Raw genomic sequence first — 26,493 nt, 5'->3', positions numbered from 1 at the left:
ATACACGGAACAAACAACTTACAACAACACAACAGACTATGAGCGACGCAATAAAACACGAATGTGGAATTGCCCTTCTAAGATTAAAAAAACCGTTAGCATTCTATAAAGAAAAATACGGGACGGCTTTTTACGGCATACAAAAAATGTATTTGCTGATGGAAAAGCAACACAACCGCGGACAAGACGGCGCCGGATTTGCCTCAATCAAATTTGATGTCGAAGCTGGCGAAAGATACATCAGTCGCGTACGTTCGAACCAAGCACAACCGATTCAGGATATTTTTGCACAAATCAATGAAAGAATTAATGAAGAATTGACTTTGCACCCGGAATACCAAGACAACGTACAATTGCAAAAAGACAACATTCCTTATATAGGCGAATTGTTTTTAGGACACGTACGTTACGGAACTTTTGGGAAAAACAGTATCGAAAGCGTTCACCCTTTTTTACGTCAGAACAATTGGATGCACCGAAACCTCATCGTTGCCGGAAATTTCAATATGACCAATGTAACCGAGCTTTTCAATAGCTTAGTAGAATTAGGCCAACACCCAAAAGAAATGGCGGATACGGTAACCGTAATGGAAAAAATAGGTCATTTCCTGGATGATGAAGTGACTGATTTGTACCAAGAATGTAAAAACAACGGATTGTCTAAAAGAGAAGCTTCTCCGGTAATTGCCGAAAAATTAGACATTGCTAAAATATTAAAACGTGCTTCCAAAGGTTGGGACGGCGGTTATGCCATGGCCGGTTTATTAGGTCACGGCGATAGTTTTGTGTTCCGTGATCCGGCCGGAATTCGTCCGGCTTATTTTTATGAAGATGACGAAATTGTAGTTGTCGCTTCGGAAAGACCTGTGATTCAAACTTCCTTCAATGTGCCTTTTGAGAAAGTACAAGAGTTACAACCCGGACATGCTTTAATCATTAAGAAAAACGGAACGGTTTCCCAACAGGAAATTATAACACCAACGGTTAAAAAAGCTTGTTCGTTTGAACGCATCTATTTTTCTCGTGGCAGCGATGCCGAAATTTATCAGGAAAGAAAACAATTAGGTAAATTAATTTTGCCTGCCGTTTTAGAATCGATTGAAGATGATACTGATAATACGGTTTTCTCTTTTATACCAAACACGGCCGAAACGTCTTTCTATGGTATGGTGGAAGCGGCGAATGACTTTTTGAACCAAAGAAAAAACCAGTTTATTTTAAACAACCGTAAAACGTTGACCAAAGAAAAACTAGAAGAAATCCTTTCGGTAAAAATCAGAACCGAAAAAATTGCCATCAAAGACGCCAAACTAAGAACTTTCATTACCGAAGACAGCAGTCGCGATGATTTGGTCGCTCATGTTTATGATGTGACTTATGGTGTGATCAAGCCAACAGACAATTTAGTGATTATTGATGATAGTATTGTTCGCGGCACGACTTTGAAAAAAAGCATTTTAAAGATGATGGATCGATTGAATCCAAAAAGAATAGTCGTTGTTTCTTCTGCACCGCAAATTCGTTATCCGGATTGTTATGGAATCGATATGGCGAAGTTAGAAGGCTTAATTGCTTTCCAAGCCGCGATTGAATTATTGAAAGAAAGAAATCTGTACAAAATTGTAGACGATGTCTATAAAAAATGCAAATCACAAGAGAAATTAAAAGATGCTGATGTGGTAAATTTTGTAACCGAAATTTATGCCCCGTTCAGCGATACCGAAATATCCAACAAAATAGCGGAATTGCTTCATCCGGAAGATATTAATGCCGAAGTAAAAATTATTTTCCAAACGGTTGACAATTTACACATCGCTTGTCCGAAAAACCTTGGCGATTGGTACTTCACCGGTGACTATCCAACCGCAGGAGGTAACCGTGTTGTAAACAAGGCGTTTATGAATTTTTATGAAGGAAAAGATGCACGCGCTTACTAAAATTTTAACATTTTTTGTCTTTAAACGATTTTTGATGCCGTTCGTCTAAATTTTTTGTTTTCAAATTGTTAATCAACTTACATTTGACCTTACCATAGCATTAGTAGGTTAAGTTTATGGTAGATTTGGGGCAAAAAGGGTGAAAAGAAATTTTCACCTTTTTTATTTTCTACCAACCTGAAAATCAACAAAAAAATTTCAACGATTATACTTGCCGTTTGTCTGATTTATTTTTTTCAAAACATTAATATGTAATACATTTGACTTTACCATAGCATTAGTAGGTTAAGTTTATGGTAGATTTGGGGCAAAAAGGGCGAAAAGAAATTTTCGCCTTTTTTATTTTACCAAAAAAATCGTCATAAAAACAGATTTCACTCTCATTTGCCTATCATTCCAATATAATTTCATTAAAAAAGTACAATATTCTGTTTGATGTTATTAGATTTGCGTTACCATAGTATTTAGTGTAGGTTAAGTTTATGGTAGATTTGGGGCAAACAGGTGGAAGCAATTCCGCCTGTTTATTTTTTATACCTCGGCCAAATAAAAAAACCGACTGCTTTCACAACCGGTTTATCTTATCAAAAAGAGTTTTGATTTTATTTTTCTGTAGCGAACAACCTCGCCACTTCTGTCCAGTTAATCACATTGAAGAAAGCCTCAATATAATCCGGACGACGGTTTTGATAATTTAAATAATAAGCATGTTCCCAAACATCCATTCCTAAAATCGGGAAACCGCCACAAGCCGTATCGGGCATTAACGGATTATCTTGGTTTGGTGTAGAACATACTTCCAGCTTTCCGCCTTTGTGTACGCAAAGCCATGCCCAACCCGAACCAAAACGCGTTGCTCCTGCTTTGGCAAACAAGGCTTTAAATTCTTCAAATGATTTAAAATCTCTTTCAATAGCTTCAGCTAAATCACCGGTTGGCAATCCGCCACCATTTGGTGACATTACTCTCCAAAATAAATTGTGGTTGTAAAATCCGCCACCGTTATTTCTAACTGCTGCGTTTTTCATATCCAAATTGATTAAAATATTTTCTATCGTTAATCCTTCCAAATCCGTTCCGGCAATAGCTGCGTTTAGATTAGTTGTGTAAGCATTGTGATGTTTTGAATGGTGGATTTCCATCGTTCTGGCATCAATATGTGGTTCTAATGCATCGTATGCATAGGGTAATTGCGGTAATTCAAAAGCCATGGTTATTGTATTTAAAGATTAATATTTGCTGTTCAAATTTATAAATTATAAATCGTTTTTAATTATAAAATTCACACAATCATTTATAACATTTCAAAAAATCATACTTCAACATATTGTAGTTTTCGCTCCAATTGATAGGACAATAAAACACACAATAAAATCAAACTGATACTTATATACCCTAAATAATTGTAATTGTGAATAGAGAATTTAGCATCGCTATAAGTAATCCAACCGCTCATTAACGAAGCAAAACCCGTTCCGAGTGATTGCACACAAGAATTCAGACTCATAAAACTACCTCGTGTTTGACTAGTAACGGCTTGGGTAATCATTGCTTGTCCGGGAACGGTTCTTCCGGTTGAAGAACTAAACCAAAATCCGAAAACCCCCAACACGATGAAAAGTTGCCAATGCGGCATATTGGTGATCAAAACAACAAAGAACACTGAAACTAAGGCAGCCCAAACAAACACTGTTCTTTTACCATAACTGTCGGCTAATTTTCCTATGATTTGTGCCGAAATTAGAGAACAAATTCCACCAACCAGATAAATTAAAGGTGTATATTCTTGAGGAACACCAACATTGTAAACCAAATACGGATTAATTAATGGTACAATTATAAAATGACCTGTGATAAGCAAGAAACTAAATAACAACGCTGTAATCTGAGCTTGGTTACTAAAGATATCATAGAAGTTTGAAATACGTTCTTTCAATTTTATCGGAGAGGATAAATGCGCATTGACATTAGGCACAAATCGAAACAAAAACGGCAATAGTAACAAGCCAAAAATAGCAACTACTAAAAACGGATAATACCAATCATATTTATTGGCCAAAAACAATCCAAAAGGAACACCAATTACCGAAGCCAAAGCAAATCCGCCCATCAACATGCCCATCGCTCTGCCACGTCTTTCATACGGAATAACATCAGCAATAATACTTAATATTTGTGCGCTGATTAATCCGCCGAACAATCCGGTGAAAGTCCTGGCTAAAATCATCGAATAAGTTCCAAACGCAAAGGCACAAGCAAAAGTTCCGATTAAAAATCCGGAATAGCCAAAGAGTAATAATTTCTTGCGGTCGAATTTATCGGCAAAGAAAATGGCAAAAAAGCTACTCACAAATGCCGCCAAAGAGTAACTCGACACAATAATGGAAAACTCAGAAGTGGTCAAATTCCATTTGGGCATCAAAATATTCCCCAAAGGCATCATGATCATAAAATCGAGTATGTGGGTGAAATTGAGCAACGCCATCAGTGCTACCAAAATAACTTCGTTTCTTTTCAAAGCAGTAAAATTTAATTGTGTCGCAAAATTACGCATTGCTAAATTCCTTTTTCTTAATAAAGAATTAATTAATTACATTAGTAGCATAAATAAAAACTATAGTTCTCTATGTTTAATTGGCAACCCAATACCTTAAAAAATGAGCTTATTAAACTGATTCCGTTGCAAGAAACAGATTTTGAGGAATTGTATGCCGTAGCTTCAGATCCGTTGGTTTGGGAACAACATCCGAACAAATTAAGATACCAAAGAGAAGTTTTTCAAAATTATTTTGAAGGCGCAATGCTTTCCAAAGGCGCTTTTTTAATTCGCGATACGAAGACCAATGAAGTTGTTGGCTGTAGTCGGTTTTATGATTATGATGAAAACGAGAATTCGGTATTAATCGGCTATACTTTTATCGGACGGAAATTTTGGGGCAATGGTTACAACAAAGCCTTGAAAAAAATCATGCTCTATTATGCGTTTCAGCATGTAAATAAAGTGTATTTTCATATTGGTGCGTTTAATCTTCGCTCTCAAAAGGCTATTGAAAAAATCGGCGCCATGAAAGTGGATGAATTTGAAGTCGAATATTATGGCGAAGAGTCTAAGTTGAATTTTGTTTATTTAATCCGAAAAAACTAATGCAAAAAACCGCTTTCTCTATATACGACGCATCCGCCGGCTCGGGCAAAACTTATACTTTGGTTAGAGAGTATTTGAAAATTATTCTATTATCAAAAAAACCCGATGCGTATCGCAATATTTTAGCGATTACGTTTACTAACAAAGCCGTACACGAAATGAAAAGCCGCGTCGTGGAAAGTTTATCGGAGTTTGCCAAAGAAAAACCATCCGACAAAGCCTTGCAATTGATGCAAGATATTCAAACGGAAACCGGATTATCCTTGGCCACGATTACCGAAAAAGCCAAAAGCATCATCAAAAACCTGATTCACAATTATGCTTCATTCGATATTTCAACAATTGACAAATTTACCCACAAAGTCATTCGAGCATTTGCCCACGATTTGAATTTGCCGATTACGTTTGAAGTTTCGCTTGATACCGAAAATTTGCTGACCGAAGCCGTTGATGCGATTATAGCCGAGGCAGGAAACGATGAAATCTTAACCAACTTGTTGGTCGATTTTACGATGGAAAAAACCGATGACGACAAATCTTGGGACATTTCACGGGAAATCATGGACACCGGAAAATTGATTCTCAACGAAAACAACCGAGAAGAAATCACCCATTTCCAAAACAAAACCATTGCGGAGTTTATCGAAATCAAAAACAAACTGACCGAACTTTGTGCTCAAATAGAAACCGAAACGATTGAATTAGCAACCGAAGCTTTATTGCTGATAGAAAAAAACGGAATTGATGTTAAATCATTTTCAAGAGAAACTTTTCCAAACCACATAAAAAGTATTGTCGAAAAAAGATTCAATCCTGTGAATAAGAGATATTATCAATTTGAAGACATTTCTATAAACAAAACCGCTGCAGACCGAGCAATCATCGAAAGCATCATTCCCGATTTACTCGAAATATTGGCTTCGATTTATAAAAAATTCGAAAAGGAAAATTTCTACGAAGCGTTTTTGAAAAATATCACACCACTGTCATTGCTAAATACCGTGAGTAATGAATTGGGCAAAATACAAAAAGAGCAAAATATCCTTTCGATTGCGGAATTTAACAAGTTAATCAACGAACAAATTCAAAACCAACCGGCGCCTTTTATTTACGAGCGTTTGGGAGAAAAATACAGGAATTTCTTCATCGATGAGTTTCAAGATACGTCGGAAATGCAATGGCAAAATTTAATTCCGCTGATTGACAACGCATTGTCGAGCGAAGATTTGAACGGAGAACAAGGTTCATTGATGATTGTAGGCGATCCGAAACAGTCGATTTACCGTTGGCGCGGCGGAAAAGCCGAACAGTTTATCGAACTCAGCAAAGACAAAAATCCGTTCGTCAATCCTGACAAGCAATTGTTTTCATTGGGAATCAATTGGAGAAGTTATTCCGAAATCATTGACTTCAACAACAAACTCTTTGGCTTTCTATCGAATGAATTTGCCCATGAAGATTACAAAGATTTGTACCAAAACCACAGCCATCAGCAATTCAATACCAAAACGGGTGGATATGTCAATATTTCTTTTGTGCCAAAAGTCGAAAAAGCAGACTTGGATGAAGAAGAAAATTTAGCCAAAAATGAACTCTATTTACAAGCCACTTTAGCCACGATAGAAAAAGTAAAACAAAACGGTTTCCGCTACAAAGACATCGTAATTTTAACTCGAAAAAAATCACACGGAACCGAAGTTGCTAATTATTTAACCGAAAACGGGATTCCGATTTTGTCTTCGGAAAGTTTGTTGCTCGGCGCTTCGTCGGAGGTGCAAGGCGTAATTCACATTTTACGTTATTTGAAAAACAGCAACGATTTACAAGCGAAAGCGAATTTCCTCTATTATTTGGCATTGCAACAAGATAAATTAGCCATACACGATTTCATTGCGCAAGGCATGGAACAAAAGTCGGAAACTGAATTCCAACAATGGTTGACTACTTTTCAAATTGATTTTTCTTTCCAAAATATCCGTAAAAAATCGCTTTACGAAGCCACGGAAATCATCATTGCCAAAGTCATCCCGATGGATAAACGCATTGCTTATATTCAGTTTTTCTTAGATTTGATTTTGGAACACGATTTAAAAAAGCAAGCCGGCATTTCGGATTTTCTTTCTTATTGGGACAACAATTCCGAGAAATTAAGTATTCCGTCGCCCGAAGGAAACGATGCGGTTCGCATTATGACCATTCACAAATCGAAAGGCTTGGAGTTTCCGGTGGTGATATTTCCTTTTGCCGAAGAAGATTACAGCAAAGGACCACGAGAAAAAATGTGGCTCAACGCCGATGAAGAAATTACAGGTTTGCCGAAAGCATTAGTGGATAAAAGCAGCAAAGTAGAAGGCTATGGCGAAGAAGCCAATGTGATTTACCAACAAAAAAAACAGGAAGAATTGCTCGACAATATTAATGTGTTGTATGTCGCATTAACGCGTGCCGAAGAACAGTTATATATCATTTCGGGCATGCAAAGCCGAAGTAAAACTTCGGGTGAATACCCAAATAATATGGCGACGTTTTTTATCAAATTCTTAGAAGATAAAGGGTTTGACGAAAGTAAATTCGACTATTCATTCGGCGAATCCAAAAAACTATCCGAAACCAAAGATACTTTAGACGAAACCGAAACCATTCCGCAATTGGCAGCGACTTTGAACCCAAAAAACATCAAAATTGCCCAAAAAGAAAGTCTGATGTGGAACACGCAACAACAAAAGGCAATCGAGTTTGGGAACATTTTACACGAAATTTTATCCTTCGTCAAAACCAAAGACGACATTGATTTGGCCCTAACCAAAGCCATCGAAAACGGATTGATTGTTGCTTCACAAAAAGATGATGTCGAGCAAACGATTCAGCAAGTCGTTAACCATTCTGATTTGCAATCCTATTTCGCCATCGGCAACAAAATACTAAACGAAAAAACCATCATTCAAAAAGAAGGCAATCTCGTAAAGCCGGACAGAATGGTCCTCAACACCAACCAAGAAATTTATTTACTCGACTACAAAACCGGCGCACACCAAGCCAAATACTCCACGCAATTGGAAAACTATCAGAACGCCATTGAAAAAATGGGTTTTAAAGTGACTAAAAAAGCGCTGGTTTATATTGGGGAAAGGTTGGAAATAGTAAATTTGTAACCACAAACGATAAACTACAAACTAAACACATGTACGGGAAAATTCAACAACACTTACAAAACGAACTAAATACCATTGAACAAAACGGTATTTTCAAAAGAGAACGCATCATTACTTCACCTCAAGGCGCGGAAATTACTGTAAATGGCAAAACGGTTTTGAACTTTTGTGCGAATAACTATTTGGGGTTGTCATCGCATCCGGAAGTAATTCAGGCGGCAAAAGACGCTTTAGATTCTCATGGTTTCGGAATGTCATCCGTGCGATTCATTTGCGGAACTCAGGACATTCATAAAACTTTAGAGAAAAAGATAGCCGATTTCTATGGCACAGAAGATACTATTCTATATGCGGCCGCTTTTGATGCTAATGGTGGCGTTTTTGAACCATTATTAGGAGAAGAAGATTGTATTATTTCCGATAGTTTGAATCACGCTTCTATCATTGACGGAGTGCGTTTGTGCAAAGCAGCTCGCTACCGTTATGAAAATTCCAATATGGAAGATTTAGAAAACCAATTGAAAAAAGCGGTAGAAGCCGGACATCGTTTCAAGTTAATCGTAACTGATGGTGTTTTCTCTATGGACGGTTTAGTAGCGCCATTAGATAAAATCTGTGACTTGGCTGATAAATATGATGCTCTGGTTATGGTTGACGAATGTCACGCCGCCGGTTTTATCGGTGTGACCGGAAAAGGAACGATGGAAGCCAAAGGCGTAATGGGCAGAGTGGATATCATCACCGGCACTTTAGGAAAAGCTCTTGGTGGTGCAATGGGCGGTTATACTACAGCCAAAAAAGAAGTGATTGAAATTTTACGCCAGCGTTCGCGTCCGTATTTGTTCTCCAATTCATTGGCACCCGCTATTGTTGGTGCTTCTATCAAAGTTTTTGAATTATTAGAAAAAGATACTACGCTTCGAGATAAATTAGAATGGAATACCAACTATTTCAAAGAAGGCATGAAAAAAGCGGGCTTGGATATCATCGACGGTGATTCGGCTATCGTTCCCGTTATGTTATACGATGCAAAACTTTCTCAAGTCATGGCCGACGAATTGCTAAAGAAAGGAATTTATGTAATTGGCTTCTTTTTCCCCGTTGTTCCTCGAGACAAAGCAAGAATTAGAGTTCAGTTGTCGGCAGCACATACCAAAGAGCATCTAGATCAAGCCATCAAAGCCTTTGAGGAAGTAGGAAAGATGTTAAATGTTATTTAATTTACGTCTCGATTCCAAAATTTTTCCAAATCCTTACATAATTTCCACATTTTAACAATAAGATTTTGATATTATGTTAATAGGTATTACTTTTGTTTTATTATAATCTTTATAATCTAATCAAATTAAGTATGAAACATCTTAACAAATTATTCGTTGCTATGCTAATGTTAGCTGGCTTAAGCTCTCAAGCTCAAGACGGCAACAATCCTTGGGCAGTATCGTTTGGGGTTAACGCAGTAGATACCAGAGTAAGTGCTGCATCAAAATTAGAAGATCAATTTTCTCAGTATTTCAATGCTACAGACAACTGGAATATTCTTCCTACTGTATCATTTGTAAACGTATCAAAACACATTGGCGGTAATTTCACATTTGGAGTTACAGGTTCGATGAACAAAATTACTAAGTTCGTATTACCAAGAGTTAATAACGGACCTTACGAAGTAATCAATCCTGGTGATTTAAATTATTATGCTGTTGATGGTGTTATTACCTACAGTTTAATGAATTTAATTAATTCTAAAAAACTTGACCCATCTATCAATTTTGGTGGAGGTTACACTTGGCTAGGTGACGAATCTAGTGCAGGTACTTTAAACGGTGGTTTAGGGTTAACTTATTGGTTTACTGAAAATGTTGGTTTATCGTACCGTACAACATACAAACACTCTTTTGAAGATTCACGTGCAGATATGCCTTCTCACTCGCAACACTTTGCAGGTCTTACTTTCAAATTTGGAGGTTCTGATAAAGACGGCGACGGTATCTATGACAAAGATGATGCTTGTCCGGATGAAGCAGGTTTAAAACAATTTAACGGTTGTCCTGATACTGATAGTGACGGAATCGAAAACAGTAAAGATGCTTGTCCGGAAATTGCTGGTCCTGCTGAATATAACGGATGTCCTGATACAGACGGTGATAAAATCGCTGACAATGTTGATGCTTGTCCTGAAGTTGCCGGTTTAGCTGCTTTCGGTGGTTGTCCTGATACTGACGGTGACGGAGTTCAAGACAAAGAAGACAAATGTAAAGACGTTAAAGGTCCTAAAGAAAATGGCGGATGTCCTTGGCCAGATAGAGATGGTGACAATGTATTAGACAAAGATGACAGATGTCCAGATGTTAAAGGTACTGTGGCTAACAATGGTTGTCCTGAGGTTACTGAGGAAGCTATCAAAAGATTGAACGACTATGCTAAAACTATCTTATTCGATAGCGGTAAAGCTTCATTCCAACAACAAACTTACCCAGTATTACAAGCCATTGTAGCTATCTTGAAAGAGTATCCAAACTCTAACTTCTCAATCGAAGGTCACACTGATAGCGATGGTAAAGATGCTGCTAACCAAACATTATCTGAAAACAGAGCTGCTGCCGTGAAAAACTACTTAGTAGAAAACGGTATTGCAACTTCAAGATTGTCTTCAGCTGGTTTCGGTGAGTCTAATCCAATTGATACCAACAAAACTAAAGCTGGTAAAGCTAATAACAGAAGAGTTGAAGTGAAATTAGTAAAATAATTTCTTCTCAAAATATTTCTAAAAAACGCTCCGAAATTCGGGGCGTTTTTTTATTTTTATAGAATGTCAAAACCCACATTTCTTTACCAACTCGCTCAGGAAATTCTAAAAACCCATTCCGATTCTCTGTTGGATTTGGTAGTGATTTTGCCCAACAAAAGAGCCAAAGTTTTTTTATTGGAGGAATTAAAGAAATCCGTTCCCAATAATGTCTTTGCACCCGAAATCATCAGCATAGAAGATTTTATACAAGATGTGGCCGGGATTCGGTCAATCGATAGTGTTGAATTGCTTTTTGAATTCTATGATGTCTATCTTTCGGTTACCGACAAAGACAAACAAGAATCTTTCGAAACCTTTGCCAATTGGGCCAAAACACTACTGCAGGATTTCAACGAAATCGACCGCTATTTGCTCGAACCGAACAAAGTTTTAAAATATCTTGAAAATATAAAAGAAATAGAACATTGGGCTGTCGATATTGAAAAGCGAACCGAACTCATAGAAAACTATCTAATCTTTTGGAAAAAACTTCCTGAATATTACCAATCACTTTATGATTATTTGCTCAACAAAGGCATCGGCTACCAAGGGTTGATTTATCGCGAAGCGGTGAGAAATCTGGATCATTTTTCTGAAAACAATACTAACCAATTTATATTCGCAGGTTTCAACGCATTAAACCAAGCCGAAGAAAAAATCATCCAACATTTATTGGCCCTAGACAAAGCCAAAATCTATTGGGACATTGATGAAACCTTGCTTCACGACACTTTTCACGATGCGGGTTTGTTCCAAAGAAAATTCAAATCAGAATGGATTTACTATAAAACACATCCATACGAATGGATTGTTAACGACTTTACTGAAGCCAAAAACATCCACGTCATTGCGACATCCAAATCCATCGGTCAAGCCAAAATCACCGGAAGTATTATTGAAAAACACATCGCTGAAAACGACTCCAATCTGCAAAATGTGGCTGTTGTTTTAGGAGAAGAGAATCTGTTATTACCTATTTTACATTCGTTACCCAATAGCGTAAATGCTTTAAATGTCACGATGGGATTCTCGAGTAAAAACAATCCTGCGCAATTGCTGATTGCCAAATTGTTCAAATTGCATTCCAACGCGTTATCCAGAAATCCGAGCAGTTATGTGATGTATTATAAAGATGTTCTCGACATTTTAACGCATCCGTTGATTGAACCTTATGTTTATGCAAGTGAATTGGTCAACCGAATCAACAAAAATAATTACACTTTCATCACGCATAAAAAACTTGAAGAATTATATACTCAGGAAAATGATCTGTTCCAAATGTTATTCCGAAAATGGGATACGACTTCTGTTTCAGTCTTAGAAAACCTATCTCAGATTTTACTCCAAATCAAAGCCAACCTGAGTTACGACAACGAAGAAGAAAAAATAACGAATGCCTTTGTCTATTCGGTATTTAAAGTGATTAACAAAATGACTTCTTATTTTGGCGAACACCAAAACATAGACGACATCAAAACGCTGCACGCCATTTACAAACAAGTTATTGATGTAGCCGAAGTTTCCTTTGAAGGCGAACCTTTAGACGGTTTGCAGATTATGGGTGTTTTAGAAAGTCGTGTCCTCGATTTTGAAACCGTAATCATAACTTCGGTTAATGAAGGTAAATTTCCTGCGGGAAAAAGCACCAATTCCTTTATTCCGTATGATGTGAAGCGAGAATTAGAGTTGCCCACTTACAAAGAAAAAGATGCTATTTATACGTATCACTTCTATCATTTATTGCAACGTGCCAAAAACATTTACCTCATCTACAATGCCGACAGCGATGGTTTTGATGCCGGAGAAAAAAGCCGTTTCATCACGCAATTGGAAGTCGAAAAACAACCCAATCACAACTTAACGTTTCAATATTACAATCCCGATGTGCCGAATATTGCACACCAACCGATAGTGGTTCCAAAAACAGAAAGTGTTTTAACACGCTTGCGCGAAATTGCCGAAAAAGGTTTTTCACCTTCGTCATTAACGACTTATATTCGGAATCCGATTCAATTTTATTTTCAACGTGTTTTAAGAATTTCGGAAACCGATGAAGTAGAAGAAAATATAGCTGTCAATACTTTGGGAACGATTATTCACGGCGCTTTGGAAGCGTTATACAAACCTTTTGTCGGAAGAATTTTGACCCAAGCAGATATCGAAAGTTGCTTCCAAAAAATAGATGATGAAGTATTGACCCAATTCAAAGAAGTGTACAAAGAAGGCGAAATCAAGAAAGGCCGAAACCTATTGGCTTTTGAAGTCGCGAAACGGAATGTGTTCAACTTCCTTAAACTCGAATTGGAAGCTTTGGAAAACGGTGATGAAGTGCAAATCATCGCTTTGGAACAAACCTTTGAAAGGACTTTAGAAAATGTGCGTTTGCCTTTTCCTGTACTGATTAAAGGAAATGTGGACCGAATTGAAATCCGCAACGGCAAAGTCAGAATCATCGATTACAAAACAGGTAAAGTGGAGCAAAAAAGTGTCACTTTAAAAGATTGGAACGGTTTAACCGAAGACATCAAGAACGATAAAATCATTCAGATTTTGGCGTATGCGTTTATGTTTGAAGAACAAGCAAAAGGCCGTGAAATAGAAGCCGGAATCATTTCGTTTAAGAATTTAAAGTCAGGGTTTTTACCGTTTAATTTTAAGCAAGACAAAGAAGTAACCGAAGTAATTTCAACTGAAATTATGGAAGCTTATCTGGAACAGATTGTGGTTTTACTTCAGGAAATTTTTGATATGGAAATGCCTTTTGAGGAGAAAACTAATTAAACCTTCTTCAAGAAGTTGGTTAACACTTTTAGCAACTCCTTTTCGTTTTCAATGTGGCTCATGTGACCATCGGGGAAAGTGGTGAGTTCGACTTTGGTGCCTTCTATTTGTTCTAAACTGTCTTCGTAAATGAGTACGCCGTCTTTTTGGCCTAGAACCAACTGCATCGGATAAGGCGCAAAATGCAAAATAACTTCGCGGTCTTTTCTGATTTTCATGCCTTCTAAAGCGGCTACGATTCCTTGTAAAGGTGTTTTTAGTGCTTGCTCTTTTACTTTTTCAATCACGCCAGCTAAGCGTTCACGGTTGTCTTCGGCAAATAAATTGGCTATCGACATGCTGACAAAAGCGCCATAATTCTGTTTGACACAAACTACTGCTCTATCTCGATTGGTTTTGCGTTCGTCACTATCGGCACGCGAAGTTGAATTCATTAAGAACAAACCTTTCATGTGATCGGGATACAATTCGGCGAAAGCCAAAGCCACATAACCGCCCATCGAATGCCCAACGAGAACTACTTTCCGGATTTTTAAATGCAATAGCAAAGCGAATAACATATCGGCTTGGTCTTCCATGGCGTGAACGTAACCGAGACATTCGGTTTCGCCATGACCTAATAAATCAATGGTAATGATGCGATGCTTCTTAGCCAATACGGGTACAAAGGCGTTCCACATGGTTTTGTTTTCGAGAAAACCGTGCAGTAATACTATAGCTGTGCCTTTACCTTCGTCGGTAAAAGAGATTTTGGTGTTTTTGTAAGTAATGTGTTTAGTCGCAGTCACAATCGAAGTTTACAGTTCAAAAATAGTGTTTAGCCACCAATACACGAATGTTTGTTGATAAATTATGGGGTAAAGTACCTGTTGGTATGGGACTAGGTCAAGTTATAGTAGACGTATATACGCTATAAACACGCTATAAACACGCTATATATACGCTATATATACGCTATATATAGGTCGTATCTATGACGAAAGTATTGTGTAAAGATGAAGAGAAGAACGGTCATCTCACATAATGATTCAAAGAAAAACGACCCACTTTCGTGAGCCGTCTTTATAATATTGATGAGATTCCTCCTTTGTCGGAATGACAAATTAGTTGCTCATCAAACTCTCAATCTCGTCAACTTCAATCGGGATATTTCTCATCAAGTTAAACGGTTCTCCTGTTGACTGAATCACTACATCGTCTTCCAAACGGATGCCGAATCCTTCTGCCGGAATGTAGATTCCCGGTTCTACGGTGAATACCATATTGGCTTGCATTGGTTCGTGTAATAGTCCGTAATCGTGGGTGTCTAATCCCATGTGGTGTGAAGTTCCATGCATGAAATATTTTTTATACGCCGGCCAATCGGGGTTTTCGTTTTGGACATCGGCTTTGTCAATCAGGCCTAAACCAAGCAATTCTGAAGTCATGATTTTCCCAACTTCAACGTGGTATTGTTTCCAATAATTGCCGGTTACTAACATTTTGGTTGCTTCGTTTTTGACTCTTAAAACGGCGTTATATACTTCTTTTTGTCTGTCGGTAAAACGGCCTGAAACCGGCACCATTCGGGTCATGTCGCTGGAATAGTTAGCGTATTCGGCGCCGACATCCAGTAAAATCAAATCACCGGCTTTGCATTGTTGGTTGTTTTCGATATAGTGCAACACATTCGCATTATTTCCTGAGGCGATGATTGGCGTATAGGCGAACCCTTTGGAACGGTTGATTAGGAATTCGTGGGCGAATTCGGCTTCGATTTCGTATTCCATTACGTTCGGTTTGGTAAAGTTCAGCACTCTGCGGAATCCTTTTTCAGTAATGTCACACGCTTTTTGGATTAAATCCAATTCTTCACTTTCTTTTACCGAACGCAATCTTTGTAGAATTGGGTTTGATTTTTCGACTTTATGCGCCGGATAATTTTCTTTCCACCATTTGACAAAACGCGCTTCACGGGTTTCAGTTTCGATGGTCGCACGGTAATGCTCATTGGTGTTGATGTACATCGTTTCGGCATACGTCATCACTTCTTTCAATGTCTTGTGGAAATCCTGTAACCAAATTACCGATTTGATGCCTGATACTTCGAATGCTCTGTCTTTAGTAAGCTTCTCGCCTTCCCAAATGGCGATGTGTTCGTTGGTTTCTTTTAAGAATAAAATTTGTTTCAAATGCTCATAAGGCGCATCCGGAAAAAGCAATAAAATGCTTTCTTCCTGGTCAACACCCGATAAGTAAAAAATATCTCGGTGCTGCGCAAACGGCAAAGTACTGTCGGCAGAAACCGGATAAATATCATTAGAATTGAAAACCGCTACACTGTTTGGTTTCATTTGTGCGGTGAACTTGGCTCTGTTTTTTACGAATAAATCGCGGTCTATAGGATGGTATTTCATCTTCTTGAGTGATTAGTGAATAGTAATTAGTGATTAGCGAAAAGGAATTCCTTGATGCTGATACAAAGCTAAGGAAAGTGGAAAATCAAACACATGCCAAATGGCGTTATTTTTTATTAACCAATGCTTTTTCGGATGCGGCTCATGTGTCGATTGGAGATGCCGAGGAAGGACGCCAAGTAATGAAGCGGAACTTCTTGTAAAAGTTTGGGTTCGGTGGCTAATAGTTTTTTATAGCGCTCTTCGGGAGTTAGTGTTAGTAAATCAATGCGATAATCGTCGATTAGCATGATTTGCCTTTCGATTAAATTGTGGTAAAACTGTTGGAACGCTTCATTATTTGATTGTAAATCCTTGAAAGTTTCTAAATCGGCTACCCAAAGTTGGCAATCGACTAAGGCTTTGATGCTTTTTCGGGACGGAATTTTATTCAGGAAACTGTTTAGCGACGACGTAACCGAATTGCGCAAGGCTAAATAAGTGGTTTTTTCTTCGGCCTCGACTAAAATGGCATGTTGCAAAATGCCGCTTTCGACATAACAGAAATAGGGACAGACTTGGTTTTCATCGACTAAAAGTTGGTTCCTTTTTAAAGTCAACACCATGAAACGATTGGCGATTTCGGAAAGTTGTGTTTCCAAATGTATATCTGAATCATTGATAAAATGACGTAAATAATTTAAAAAGGCCGTATTGTCGTTTGGTGTTTTCATGGGTAAAGTGAAGCACAAAAATATTCTTTTTTGGGACATGTTTTTTTATTCGGTCATTAATGAATAATTTTAAGCAAAATTCAGCACATGAAAAAGGTTTCATTATTCCTCGCATTATTGGTTTGTTTTGGTGTTTCGGCTCAAGACAAAAAAGCTTACCAACTTTTTGATAAAAAAGGCAAAAAAGTAACCTACGGTAAACTGCTCAAAGCCGCTGAAAAAGCGCAAGTCGTTTTGTTTGGTGAATACCATAACAATCCGGTAGTGCATTGGTTACAATTGGAACTAACGAAAGATTTAGCTGCGAAAAAACCATTAGTTCTTGGCGCCGAAATGCTTGAAGCGGATAATCAAAAACAACTAGACCAATACCTGAAAGGCGAAATCAATCAGAAGCAATTGGACACGACAGCGCGCCTTTGGCCCAATTACAAAACCGATTACAAACCTTTGGTTGATTTTGCTAAAGAAAATAAGTTGCCGTTTATTGCTACGAATATTCCCAGAAGATATGCTTCTATGGTTTCCAAAAAAGGATTTGAAGCTTTAGAAACTTTGACATCAGAAGAAAAATCATGGATTGCTCCATTGCCTATTGCTTATGACGAAAATTTGCCGGGTTATGTCAATATGATCAAAATGATGGGGGATCATGCGAGTCCGAATATGCCTAAAGCGCAGGCGAGTAAAGACGCTACGATGGCTTATTTTATTCAAAAAAATTTAAAAGACAATTCGATTTTCATTCATTACAACGGCACTTATCATTCTGACCACTTTGAAGGGATTAATTGGTATTTGAAAAGAAATACACCAAATCTGCAAATAATCACCATTGCAACAATTGAGCAAAAAGATTTGGAAAAAATAATGCCTGAAGAATACAATAAAGCAGACTATATTCTCGTTATAGATGAAGATGTAACAAAAACGCATTAACAACGTCTTAACATTATCAATCAAAATCAATCACCCAATACGTTACCGAAATTTTTGGAACGCATTGGAAAAATCAAATAATCCAATGAAAAAAGTTTATATTCTTCTACTCTTCCTTATCGCTGCGATACCGTTTTTTTCGTGTAGTAGCGATGGTTCACCGGAAGAACCAATGTTGATCATCAAGTTTCAGTTTGATGAAAATCAAGTGCGTTTGAATAACTTAGGACAACCTACTGCCGTTGCGCCAGGCAATGCTGCACAATCACCTGTTTTCAATACGATTTCCTCACATTATATTGAATTGGCGCCTAATGCCAATACGCTATTGGGTAACGGAACAGTTATTTATCACGCTCCGGAAACCAATCTTGGCGGAGCAACTGCCATCGATTTTAGCCAATCCAAAATTGTAGCCGAAGGAGAAACTTTTCTAAAAATTCCTTTAAGTGAAGTAACTGCCGGAAGTTATGAATGGATGCGGGTTTCCTTGTCTTATCAGAATTACCAAATCAATATTCGCCATCAAAATGTGGATTACAGTGGAACTTTAGCCAGTTTTGTGGGCTTCAATACTTATATATCGGAGTTTAATATTGGCAATAATATTTTTCAAGTGAATGAGAACAGAGCTCAGGGATATTGGGCCTTTGGGCTGAACAACCAACCTTATTCTTCCTCCGGACAAGCGCCGGCCGGAACGACCACTGTGCCTAATCCTATTGAGGCGACATCTCCCATTCCTAGAAATTTAAACACTTGTGTTGTGACCGGAAGATTTGCTTCCAATTTGGTTGTTAATGGTAACGAAACCGATGATATTGTGATTACCCTTTCGCTTTCCATCAACAACAGCTTTGAGTGGCAAGAAGTTACTGCTGACGGCAAATTTGAACCTTCTGTTGGAGAAAATGTAGTTGATATGGGATTAAGAGGTTTAATTCCGAGCTACGTTAGGTAATTTTGTTTAATATTTTTGGCCAAAAAAAGCCATTTAAACAGTTGAAAATCAACAACTGTTAATCTCACTTTAAATTCATTATAAATTACAGCGAAAAGGTTGTAGTTAATGCCAAATAGGTGTATTTTTGTCTGATTTTTTTAAACAAATTATACACAATTATGGCAAAATCTGCACTTTTAAAGTCATCCTTAGCGAAAAAGTATTGGATGGCTCTTACAGGTTTATTTTTATGCTTGTTTTTAGCGGGTCACTTAGCAGGAAATCTTCAATTAATTTTTAGCGATGCATCAGCGTTCAATAAGTATGCGTTGTTCATGACCTCTAATCCGGCAGTAAAACTTCTTTCTTATCTAACTTACATCTCAATTCTTTTCCACGCAGTCGATGGATTTTTGTTGACGTATCAAAACGTAAAAGCAAGGCCAATTGGTTATGCTAAAAACAATCCTTCCAAAAACAGTAGTTTTTCTTCGAGAAACATGGCGGTTTTGGGGACTTTGATTTTGGTATTTATTGTAACCCATATGGTTAACTTTTGGGCCGTAATGCATTTTGATGAAAAAATGCCATTGCAAACCATAACGGTGGATCAATTGGGTCAAAAGATGGAGTATTACATCACCACCGATAACGGAAAATTTTTCCCGGTTGATAATGCTCAGTTACAACAAATGGGATTAGAAATTAGAAACAGAACCGAGTTTTATAACAAAGTGGCCAATGTAAAAATGGGCGACGGTTATAAAGACTTGCACAAAATCACGGTGGCCTTTTTTAAAGACCCTAAAACCGGTTTGATTGCCACCATTGCCTATGTAATTGCTATGTTTGTCTTGGCTTTCCACTTACTTCACGGTTTCCAAAGTGCTTTCCAGTCACTTGGTTTAAACAACACTAAGTATACGCCGGCCATCAAAGGCTTCGGAAAAGCATTTGCTATTGTAGTGCCACTATTATTTGCGGCAATTCCGGTTTACATTCACTTTTTTCTAAAATAATCAACATCAGTATACATCATGAAGTTAGATTCTAAAATACCAGAAGGTTCTATTTCAGAGAAATGGACTAATCATAAAAATCATTTAAAATTAGTTGCCCCAAATAACCGTCCGAAAATCGATGTAATCGTTGTTGGAACAGGTTTAGCCGGTGCTTCAGCTGCTGCTTCTTTAGGAGAAATGGGATACAATGTAAAAGCATTTTGTTTCCAAGATTCGCCAAGAAGAGCGCACTCAATTGCTGCGCAAGGTGGAATTAACGCTGCCAAAAATTACCAAAACGACGGCGACAGTACTTACCGATTGTTTTACGACACCATTAAAGGTGGTGATTATAGAGCACGCGAAGCTAACGTTCACCGTTTGGCAGAAGTTTCTTCGAATATCATTGACCAATGTGTGGCGCAAGGCGTTCCTTTTGCCCGTGATTACGGCGGAATGCTAGACAACCGTTCTTTTGGTGGAACACAAGTGCAACGTACCTTTTACGCTGCCGGACAAACCGGACAACAATTGTTATTAGGTGCTTATTCGGCATTATCCAGACAAATTGGGGTTGGAAACGTTCAAATGTTCAACCGTCACGAAATGCTGGATTTAGTAAAAGTAGATGGAAAAGCACGTGGAATTATCGCCCGTAACTTAGTTACCGGAGAATTAGAAAGACATTCGGCTCATGCCGTAATTATAGCTTCAGGTGGTTATGGAAATGTATATTTCTTGTCAACCAATGCCATGGGAAGTAACGTTACTGCCGGTTGGAAAGTTCACAAAAGAGGCGCATTATTCGCGAATCCTTGTTTTGTGCAAATTCACCCAACTTGTATTCCGGTTCATGGGACCAATCAAGCCAAATTGACACTGATGTCAGAGTCTTTAAGAAATTCCGGTCGTATTTGGGTGCCGAAAAAGAAAGAAGATGCTGAAGCCATTCGCGCCGGAAAATTAAACCCAACACAATTAAAAGAAGAAGACAGAGATTATTTCTTAGAAAGACGTTATCCTGCTTTTGGAAACTTAGTGCCAAGAGACGTAGCCTCAAGAGCCGCTAAAGAAATGTGCGACCAAGGTCACGGAATCGAAGCCAATGATACTAACGAAGGCGTTTATTTAGATTTCTCTACCGAAATTCAAACCAAAGGTCGCCAAACGGCTTATTCTCAAGGAAACCACAATCCGTCAGCGGAAGAAGTGACTAAATTGGGTAAAAAATGGTTGGAAGAAAAATACGGAAACCTTTTCGCGATGTATGAAAAAATCACCGACGAGAATCCATACGAAACGCCGATGAAAATTTATCCTGCGGTTCACTACACTATGGGTGGCGTTTGGGTAGATTATAATTTACAATCCACAATCCCTGGTTGTTTCGTTGCCGGAGAAGCGAATTTCTCTGACCACGGAGCTAACAGATTGGGAGCTTCAGCTTTGATGCAAGGTTTGGCCGATGGTTATTTTGTATTGCCATACACAGTTTCTAACTATTTGGCAGACGAAATCAGAACCGGAAAAATTTCAACCGATTCTCCTGAATTCGCCGAAGCGGAAAATAGTGTAAAAGAAGCCATCGATAAATTCTTAAGCAATAACGGAACGAAATCGGTTGACCACTTCCACAAACGTTTAGGTTTGATTATGTGGAATAAGGTTGGTATGGCTCGTAACGAAAAAGGGTTAAAAGAAGCCATCGAAGAAATCGCGGCTTTAAAAGAAGAATTCTACAAAGACGTTTACGTTCCGGGAAGTTCTGACGAGTTGAATCCAGAATTAGAGAAAGCACTACGCGTAGCCGACTTTATCGATTTAGGACAGTTAATGGCGATGGATGCACTTCAAAGAAAAGAATCTTGTGGTGGTCACTTCCGTGAAGAATACCAAGATTCAGAAGGAGAAACGCTTCGTGATGATGAAAACTTTGCCTTCGTTGGCGCCTGGGAATACATGGGCTACGACATCAGCAAAGAAGTGCTGAACAAAGAAGAATTGAAATACGAGTTTATCAAAATAGCCGCTAGAAACTATAAATAATTAAATTATGTCTGCAGCAAAAAACATCAATATAACCCTTAAAATTTGGCGTCAAAAAAATGCCAAAGCCAAAGGTCAAATAGAAACTTATAAATTAGATAACGTTTCTACTGCGAGTTCATTTTTGGAAATGTTAGACCAATTGAACGAGCAATTAATCAACAGCAAGAACGAACCGGTAGCTTTTGACCACGATTGTCGCGAAGGAATTTGTGGTATGTGTTCGCTATACATTAATGGTAGAGCACACGGACCGGATACCGGAACAACGACTTGTCAGTTGCACATGCGTAAATTCAACGACGGAGATACTATTTACATCGAACCTTGGAGAAGCAAAGCTTTCCCGGTGGTAAAAGATTTAGTGGTGGATAGAAGTGCTTTTGACAGAATCCAACAAGCCGGTGGTTTTGTATCGGTAAATACTTCCGGAAGAACGATTGATGCAAATGCCACTCCGGTGCCAAAACACGACGCTGACAGAGCTTTTGAAGCGGCTGCTTGTATCGGTTGCGGAGCTTGTGTAGCGACTTGTAAAAACGGTTCGGCTATGTTGTTTGTAGGTGCTAAAGTATCTCAATATGCTTTATTACCACAAGGAAAAGTAGAAGCAACCCAACGTGTCCTAAACATGGTCCGCCAAATGGACGAAGAAGGATTCGGAAACTGTACCAATACCGGCGCTTGCGAAGTTGAATGTCCGAAAGGTATCTCTTTAGAAAACATCGCTCGTATGAACAGAGAATATCTAAAAGCAAGTATAATCTAGGCATTAGCCAAAAGGCATTAAGCATAAAAACGCATTCATTCATTTGGATGCGTTTTTTTTATGGCGTTTCCCTTCGGGTCAGGCTGTCCGCAGTACAAGGTACTTGCTCCCATCCTTAACGCAAACTCTGCTGAAAATATGTATATTTGATACAAACAACATCCACCATGAAAACTTATTTCACCGGCTTGCTTTTGCTGATTGTTTTTACCAACACAATTTCAGCACAAAAACTCAGGCTAATGACTTATAACATCCGATTAGACATCGCTTCTGATGGAGAAAACGCTTGGCCAAATCGCAAAAACTATTGGGCTTCACAAGTAACTTTTCACGAACCGGATATTTTCGGAATCCAAGAAGCTTTACCGAATCAAGTAACAGATATTGCGACAATGTTTCCGGATTATAGTTATGTTGGAATCGGCAGAGACGGCATAGGAAAAGGCGAATCCTCCAATATATTTTATAAAAAAGACCGATTTAAACAATTGCTGGAAAACACCTTTTGGCTTTCTGAAACACCTGATATAATCTCCAAAGGTTGGGATGCCGCGCTCAATCGCGTTTGCACTTATGCTTTGTTCAAAGATCGTAAAACCAAACAAATATTCTGGGTTTTCAATACGCATTTAGATCACATGGGCGAATTGGCACGAACGAATTCCATTCTTTTAATTCTGTCCAAAATCAAAGCACTCAATACCAAAAACTATCCGGTTTTTTTCATGGGTGATTTCAATTCGGAACCAACTCAAGAGCGGATTATCAATCTGAAAAAAGAAATGTACGACAGCCAAGATATTTCAGCAGAAAAACCTTTTGGTCCAAGCGGTACTTTTAATGGATTCAAACACAACGAACCCGTTACAAAACGCATCGATTATATCTTTTTATCCAAACACAATCCGTTTAAAGTCATGAAATACGGAATTTTGAGCGATTCCAAAGACTTAAAATATCCTTCGGATCATTTACCTGTTTTTATCGAACTCCAATTTAATTAAAAGCATTTTTTATCTTTAGCATTGCAAAACAACAACAACATGAAACTTCAATTCTCCAACTTACTTCTACTGATTTCGTTTTCCATTTTTGGTCAAAATCTACACCAACACGTCAATCCAATGATTGGAACCGGTGGTCACGGACACACTTATCCTGGTGCCACTGTGCCATTCGGAATGGTACAATTATCTCCCGATACCCGAATTGACGGCAGTTGGGACGGTTGTTCAGGTTATCATTATGACGACACTACCATTTATGGCTTTTCACACACACACTTAAACGGAACCGGTTGCACCGATTATGGCGATATTATGTTGATGCCGACTATGGGCAATCCAATGTTAAGTCCAAAAGATTACAGCTCTACCTTTTCACATGCTAATGAAAAAGCAACCGCCGGATTTTACAGTGTAAAACTCGACAAACACAATATTGATGTGGCTTTAACTTCTTCAACTCGTGTTGGTTTTCACCAATATACTTTCAATAGTTCAGGTCAAGCCAATATTATTTTGGATTTAAACCACCGCGATAAATTATTGCAAGGCGAAGTGCGAATCATTAATAGCAAAACCATTGAAATCCTCAGAAGAAGCGAAGCCTGGGCGAAAGACCAATACGTTTTTGCGCGAATTGAGTTCAGCCAACCGATGCAAATCAATAAAATCAGAAATAATTCGGCTAAAGCTTCTCTAACCAACAAGGTGTTTTCAGGAACGGAATTGGCTTTAAGTTTTTCTAAAAAAGTGGCTAAAGGCGATAGAATTTGGGTGAAAGTAGCTTTGTCACCAACGGGTTACGAAGGCGCGAAACTAAACATGAGCGAAATTCCGGGTTGGGATTTTAGTAAAGTTCAAAAAGCAGCCGAGCAACTTTGGGACCAACAATTAGCCAAAATAGAAATCACCGAAACCAATAAAGACAAGCTGTCTATTTTCTACACCGCTTTATATCACACGATGGCGCAACCTAATATCGCCCAAGATATCGACGGTAAGTATCGCGGTCGTGACAACAAAATCCACAAAGCCGAAGGTTTTGATTATTATTCAGTGTTCTCGCTTTGGGATACGTTCCGAGGCGCACATCCTTTGTATACTTTAATCGAAAAGAAACGCACGGTCGATTTTATCAATACTTTTTTAAAACAATACGAACAAGGCGGAAGATTACCCGTTTGGGAATTAGCATCGAATGAAACTGATTGTATGATTGGTTACCACTCGGTTTCGGTGATGGCTGATGCGATGGCGAAAGGCTTGACCGGTTTTGACTACGAACTGGCTTTTAAGGCGGCAAAACATTCTGCTATGTTGGATCATTTAGGGTTGGAATCCTATAAAAGACAAGGATTTATATCGATGGATGACGAGCACGAAAGCGTTTCCAAAACCTTGGAATATGCTTATGACGATTGGTGTATTGCGCAAATGGCCATGATTTTAAACAAAAAAGACGAATACGATTACTTCATGAAACGTTCCCAAAGTTGGAAAAATGTCTTCGATTGGAATACCGGTTTTATGCGACCAAAGAAAAACGGCGGTTGGGACAAACCTTTTGACCCACGCGAAATCAACAATAATTTTACCGAAGGCAACAGTTGGCAATATTCGTTCTTTGTACCACAAGATATTCCGGGAATGATTGAAGCTTACGGCGGCAATGAAGAATTTGAAGCTAAACTGGACGAAATGTTCAACAGTGAAAGCAAAACTACCGGTCGCGAACAAGCCGATGTTACCGGATTAATTGGGCAATACGCGCACGGGAACGAACCAAGTCATCACATGGCGTATTTGTACAATTACATTGGCAAACCCGAGAAAACAAAAGCCAAAGTACAGTACATTTTAAACGAATTCTACAAAAACACACCCGATGGTTTGATTGGGAATGAAGATTGTGGCCAAATGAGCGCTTGGTATGTATTGAGTTCTATGGGAATTTATGCCGCAACACCAGGAAAATCGGAATGGAGTGTCTCACAATCTTATTTTGAAAATATTAAAGTAAATTTTGAAGACAACACATTCAAAAACATTACAAAAACAATGCTTGTGGACGAAATGAAATATTTCGGAATAAAAAACAACAGCTTAACGGTAGCTGATGGTTTTTCTTTTAAAGATATTGTTCCCGTTCCGGTTATTATTGCTGAGAGCAAATCGTTTAAGGAATCTTTAGTAATTGACTTTGATCATCCGCATCCGGATCATCTTGGTGCTTATTCTTATAGAATTGTTTATAATGATGAAAAAGGCGTGCCTTTTAAACAATACCAAGGAGAAAAAATTATTTTGAAAGAAACTGCAAAAATAGACGTAAGATATGCCGAAATGATTGACAATCAACCTTTTAGAAGCCAAATCATTTCGGGAAATTTCTTCAAAAAACCCAACAATTACACCATCAACATTAAATCAACTTACAATCCACAATACCATGCCGGCGGTCCGGAAGGTTTATTAGATGGCATTAATGGAACAACTAACTGGCGCAAAGGCGATTGGCAAGGTTATCAAAGTCAGGATTTTGAAGCTACAATAGACTTGCAATCGGAAAAAACAATCACAGAATGCAATGGAACATTTTTACAAGATTCGCGTTCCTGGATTTTGATGCCGACTAAAGTCGAGTATTATGTATCAACAGATAATGTGAATTTTACACTTGTCGGCACCATTGACAATACCCTTGACGCCAAAGAAACTGAAAATACGGTGACCAATTTTGGCCTCAAATTAAACTCAGCCACCAAAGCCAAATATGTAAAAGTTAAAGCTTACAATTATGGCAAATTACCTGAATGGCATCAAGGTGCCGGCGGTGATGCTTTTATTTTTGTAGATGAAATAACGGTAAAATAGTC

General features: G+C 38.3%; 18 protein-coding genes. 13 read left to right on the top strand and 5 right to left on the bottom strand.

Annotation, left to right across the window (positions count from 1 at the left end):
- The first annotated feature begins 38 nt into the window (after window positions 1-38).
- Complete coding sequence (locus ACK4HO_RS01410; protein ID WP_409661512.1) at window positions 39-1,937, top strand: amidophosphoribosyltransferase; 1,899 nt, start codon at window positions 39-41, stop codon at window positions 1,935-1,937.
- Window positions 1,938-2,539: 602 nt separating this feature from the next.
- On the opposite strand, the gene ACK4HO_RS01405 is transcribed toward ACK4HO_RS01410, so the two are convergent.
- Both ACK4HO_RS01405 and ACK4HO_RS01400 read right to left on the bottom strand, forming a co-directional pair.
- Window positions 2,540-3,148: a superoxide dismutase gene (locus tag ACK4HO_RS01405; RefSeq protein WP_409661509.1), complete on the bottom strand. Its 609-nt coding sequence runs from the start codon at window positions 3,146-3,148 to the stop codon at window positions 2,540-2,542.
- A gap of 101 nt (window positions 3,149-3,249) precedes the next feature.
- Window positions 3,250-4,455, bottom strand: coding sequence for an MFS transporter (locus ACK4HO_RS01400; protein WP_409661506.1), 1,206 nt, complete (start codon window positions 4,453-4,455; stop codon window positions 3,250-3,252).
- Window positions 4,456-4,563: 108 nt separating this feature from the next.
- Here ACK4HO_RS01400 and ACK4HO_RS01395 point away from each other — a divergent pair, with 108 nt between their 5' ends.
- From ACK4HO_RS01395 to ACK4HO_RS01375, 5 genes are all read left to right on the top strand, one after another.
- On the top strand, window positions 4,564-5,082 hold the full coding sequence (locus tag ACK4HO_RS01395; protein ID WP_409661503.1) for a GNAT family N-acetyltransferase: 519 nt from the start codon (window positions 4,564-4,566) through the stop codon (window positions 5,080-5,082).
- Window positions 5,082-8,234 carry a UvrD-helicase domain-containing protein gene (locus ACK4HO_RS01390; protein ID WP_409661500.1) on the top strand — a complete coding sequence of 1,051 codons (3,153 nt, stop codon included), beginning with the start codon at window positions 5,082-5,084 and terminating at the stop codon, window positions 8,232-8,234. Before ACK4HO_RS01395 ends, ACK4HO_RS01390 begins: the two co-directional genes overlap by 1 nt.
- Before the next feature lie 29 nt (window positions 8,235-8,263).
- Window positions 8,264-9,454, top strand: coding sequence for a glycine C-acetyltransferase (kbl, locus tag ACK4HO_RS01385; protein WP_409661497.1), 1,191 nt, complete (start codon window positions 8,264-8,266; stop codon window positions 9,452-9,454).
- 131 nt (window positions 9,455-9,585) lie between these two features.
- A complete protein-coding gene (locus ACK4HO_RS01380) occupies window positions 9,586-10,980 on the top strand; it encodes an OmpA family protein (protein WP_409661494.1) in 1,395 nt (464 codons plus the stop codon).
- Window positions 10,981-11,043: 63 nt separating this feature from the next.
- Window positions 11,044-13,803 carry a PD-(D/E)XK nuclease family protein gene (locus ACK4HO_RS01375; RefSeq protein WP_409661491.1) on the top strand — a complete coding sequence of 920 codons (2,760 nt, stop codon included), beginning with the start codon at window positions 11,044-11,046 and terminating at the stop codon, window positions 13,801-13,803.
- Here ACK4HO_RS01375 and ACK4HO_RS01370 read toward each other — a convergent pair.
- From ACK4HO_RS01370 to ACK4HO_RS01360, 3 genes are all read right to left on the bottom strand, one after another.
- Entirely contained in the window at window positions 13,800-14,591 is a 792-nt protein-coding gene (locus ACK4HO_RS01370) for an alpha/beta fold hydrolase (RefSeq protein WP_409661488.1), read from the bottom strand. The two genes, ACK4HO_RS01375 and ACK4HO_RS01370, sit on opposite strands and share 4 nt — an antisense overlap.
- A gap of 315 nt (window positions 14,592-14,906) precedes the next feature.
- Complete coding sequence (locus tag ACK4HO_RS01365) at window positions 14,907-16,199, bottom strand: aminopeptidase P family protein (protein ID WP_409661485.1); 1,293 nt, start codon at window positions 16,197-16,199, stop codon at window positions 14,907-14,909.
- A 116-nt stretch (window positions 16,200-16,315) separates the two neighbouring features.
- A complete protein-coding gene (locus ACK4HO_RS01360; protein ID WP_409661482.1) occupies window positions 16,316-16,912 on the bottom strand; it encodes a Crp/Fnr family transcriptional regulator in 597 nt (198 codons plus the stop codon).
- 87 nt (window positions 16,913-16,999) lie between these two features.
- Here ACK4HO_RS01360 and ACK4HO_RS01355 point away from each other — a divergent pair, with 87 nt between their 5' ends.
- The 7 genes from ACK4HO_RS01355 to ACK4HO_RS01325 all read left to right on the top strand — a co-directional run bounded on the left by ACK4HO_RS01355 (window position 17,000) and on the right by ACK4HO_RS01325 (window position 26,491).
- Entirely contained in the window at window positions 17,000-17,851 is an 852-nt protein-coding gene (locus ACK4HO_RS01355) for a ChaN family lipoprotein (RefSeq protein ID WP_409661479.1), read from the top strand.
- Between the two features lie 85 nt (window positions 17,852-17,936).
- Entirely contained in the window at window positions 17,937-18,812 is an 876-nt protein-coding gene (locus ACK4HO_RS01350) for a hypothetical protein (protein WP_409661476.1), read from the top strand.
- A gap of 161 nt (window positions 18,813-18,973) precedes the next feature.
- Complete coding sequence (locus tag ACK4HO_RS01345; RefSeq protein ID WP_409661473.1) at window positions 18,974-19,813, top strand: succinate dehydrogenase cytochrome b subunit; 840 nt, start codon at window positions 18,974-18,976, stop codon at window positions 19,811-19,813.
- 18 nt (window positions 19,814-19,831) lie between these two features.
- A complete protein-coding gene (locus tag ACK4HO_RS01340) occupies window positions 19,832-21,841 on the top strand; it encodes a fumarate reductase/succinate dehydrogenase flavoprotein subunit (RefSeq protein WP_409661470.1) in 2,010 nt (669 codons plus the stop codon).
- Between the two features lie 7 nt (window positions 21,842-21,848).
- Window positions 21,849-22,610, top strand: a complete 762-nt coding sequence (locus tag ACK4HO_RS01335; RefSeq protein ID WP_409661467.1) for a succinate dehydrogenase/fumarate reductase iron-sulfur subunit — start codon at window positions 21,849-21,851, stop codon at window positions 22,608-22,610.
- A 167-nt stretch (window positions 22,611-22,777) separates the two neighbouring features.
- On the top strand, window positions 22,778-23,617 hold the full coding sequence (locus ACK4HO_RS01330; protein ID WP_409661464.1) for an endonuclease/exonuclease/phosphatase family protein: 840 nt from the start codon (window positions 22,778-22,780) through the stop codon (window positions 23,615-23,617).
- 39 nt (window positions 23,618-23,656) lie between these two features.
- Window positions 23,657-26,491: a GH92 family glycosyl hydrolase gene (locus ACK4HO_RS01325; RefSeq protein ID WP_409661461.1), complete on the top strand. Its 2,835-nt coding sequence runs from the start codon at window positions 23,657-23,659 to the stop codon at window positions 26,489-26,491.
- Window positions 26,492-26,493: the final 2 nt, after the last annotated feature.

This window comes from Flavobacterium sp. (genome assembly GCF_046296355.1).
Classification (GTDB): Bacteria; Bacteroidota; Bacteroidia; order Flavobacteriales; family Flavobacteriaceae; genus Flavobacterium.
This window is presented reverse-complemented; position numbering and strand designations above follow the sequence as displayed.

Bases quoted from the DNA above. Each gene is read 5' to 3' on its own strand.
- ACK4HO_RS01410 (WP_409661512.1), top strand. From the start codon at position 39: ATGAGCGACGCAATAAAACACGAATGTGGAATTGCCCTTCTAAGATTA.
- ACK4HO_RS01405 (WP_409661509.1), bottom strand. From the start codon at position 3,148: ATGGCTTTTGAATTACCGCAATTACCCTATGCATACGATGCATTAGAA.
- ACK4HO_RS01395 (WP_409661503.1), top strand. From the start codon at position 4,564: ATGTTTAATTGGCAACCCAATACCTTAAAAAATGAGCTTATTAAACTG.
- ACK4HO_RS01390 (WP_409661500.1), top strand. From the start codon at position 5,082: ATGCAAAAAACCGCTTTCTCTATATACGACGCATCCGCCGGCTCGGGC.
- kbl (WP_409661497.1), top strand. From the start codon at position 8,264: ATGTACGGGAAAATTCAACAACACTTACAAAACGAACTAAATACCATT.
- ACK4HO_RS01380 (WP_409661494.1), top strand. From the start codon at position 9,586: ATGAAACATCTTAACAAATTATTCGTTGCTATGCTAATGTTAGCTGGC.
- ACK4HO_RS01375 (WP_409661491.1), top strand. From the start codon at position 11,044: ATGTCAAAACCCACATTTCTTTACCAACTCGCTCAGGAAATTCTAAAA.
- ACK4HO_RS01365 (WP_409661485.1), bottom strand. From the start codon at position 16,199: ATGAAATACCATCCTATAGACCGCGATTTATTCGTAAAAAACAGAGCC.
- ACK4HO_RS01360 (WP_409661482.1), bottom strand. From the start codon at position 16,912: ATGAAAACACCAAACGACAATACGGCCTTTTTAAATTATTTACGTCAT.
- ACK4HO_RS01355 (WP_409661479.1), top strand. From the start codon at position 17,000: ATGAAAAAGGTTTCATTATTCCTCGCATTATTGGTTTGTTTTGGTGTT.
- ACK4HO_RS01350 (WP_409661476.1), top strand. From the start codon at position 17,937: ATGAAAAAAGTTTATATTCTTCTACTCTTCCTTATCGCTGCGATACCG.
- ACK4HO_RS01345 (WP_409661473.1), top strand. From the start codon at position 18,974: ATGGCAAAATCTGCACTTTTAAAGTCATCCTTAGCGAAAAAGTATTGG.
- ACK4HO_RS01340 (WP_409661470.1), top strand. From the start codon at position 19,832: ATGAAGTTAGATTCTAAAATACCAGAAGGTTCTATTTCAGAGAAATGG.
- ACK4HO_RS01335 (WP_409661467.1), top strand. From the start codon at position 21,849: ATGTCTGCAGCAAAAAACATCAATATAACCCTTAAAATTTGGCGTCAA.
- ACK4HO_RS01330 (WP_409661464.1), top strand. From the start codon at position 22,778: ATGAAAACTTATTTCACCGGCTTGCTTTTGCTGATTGTTTTTACCAAC.
- ACK4HO_RS01325 (WP_409661461.1), top strand. From the start codon at position 23,657: ATGAAACTTCAATTCTCCAACTTACTTCTACTGATTTCGTTTTCCATT.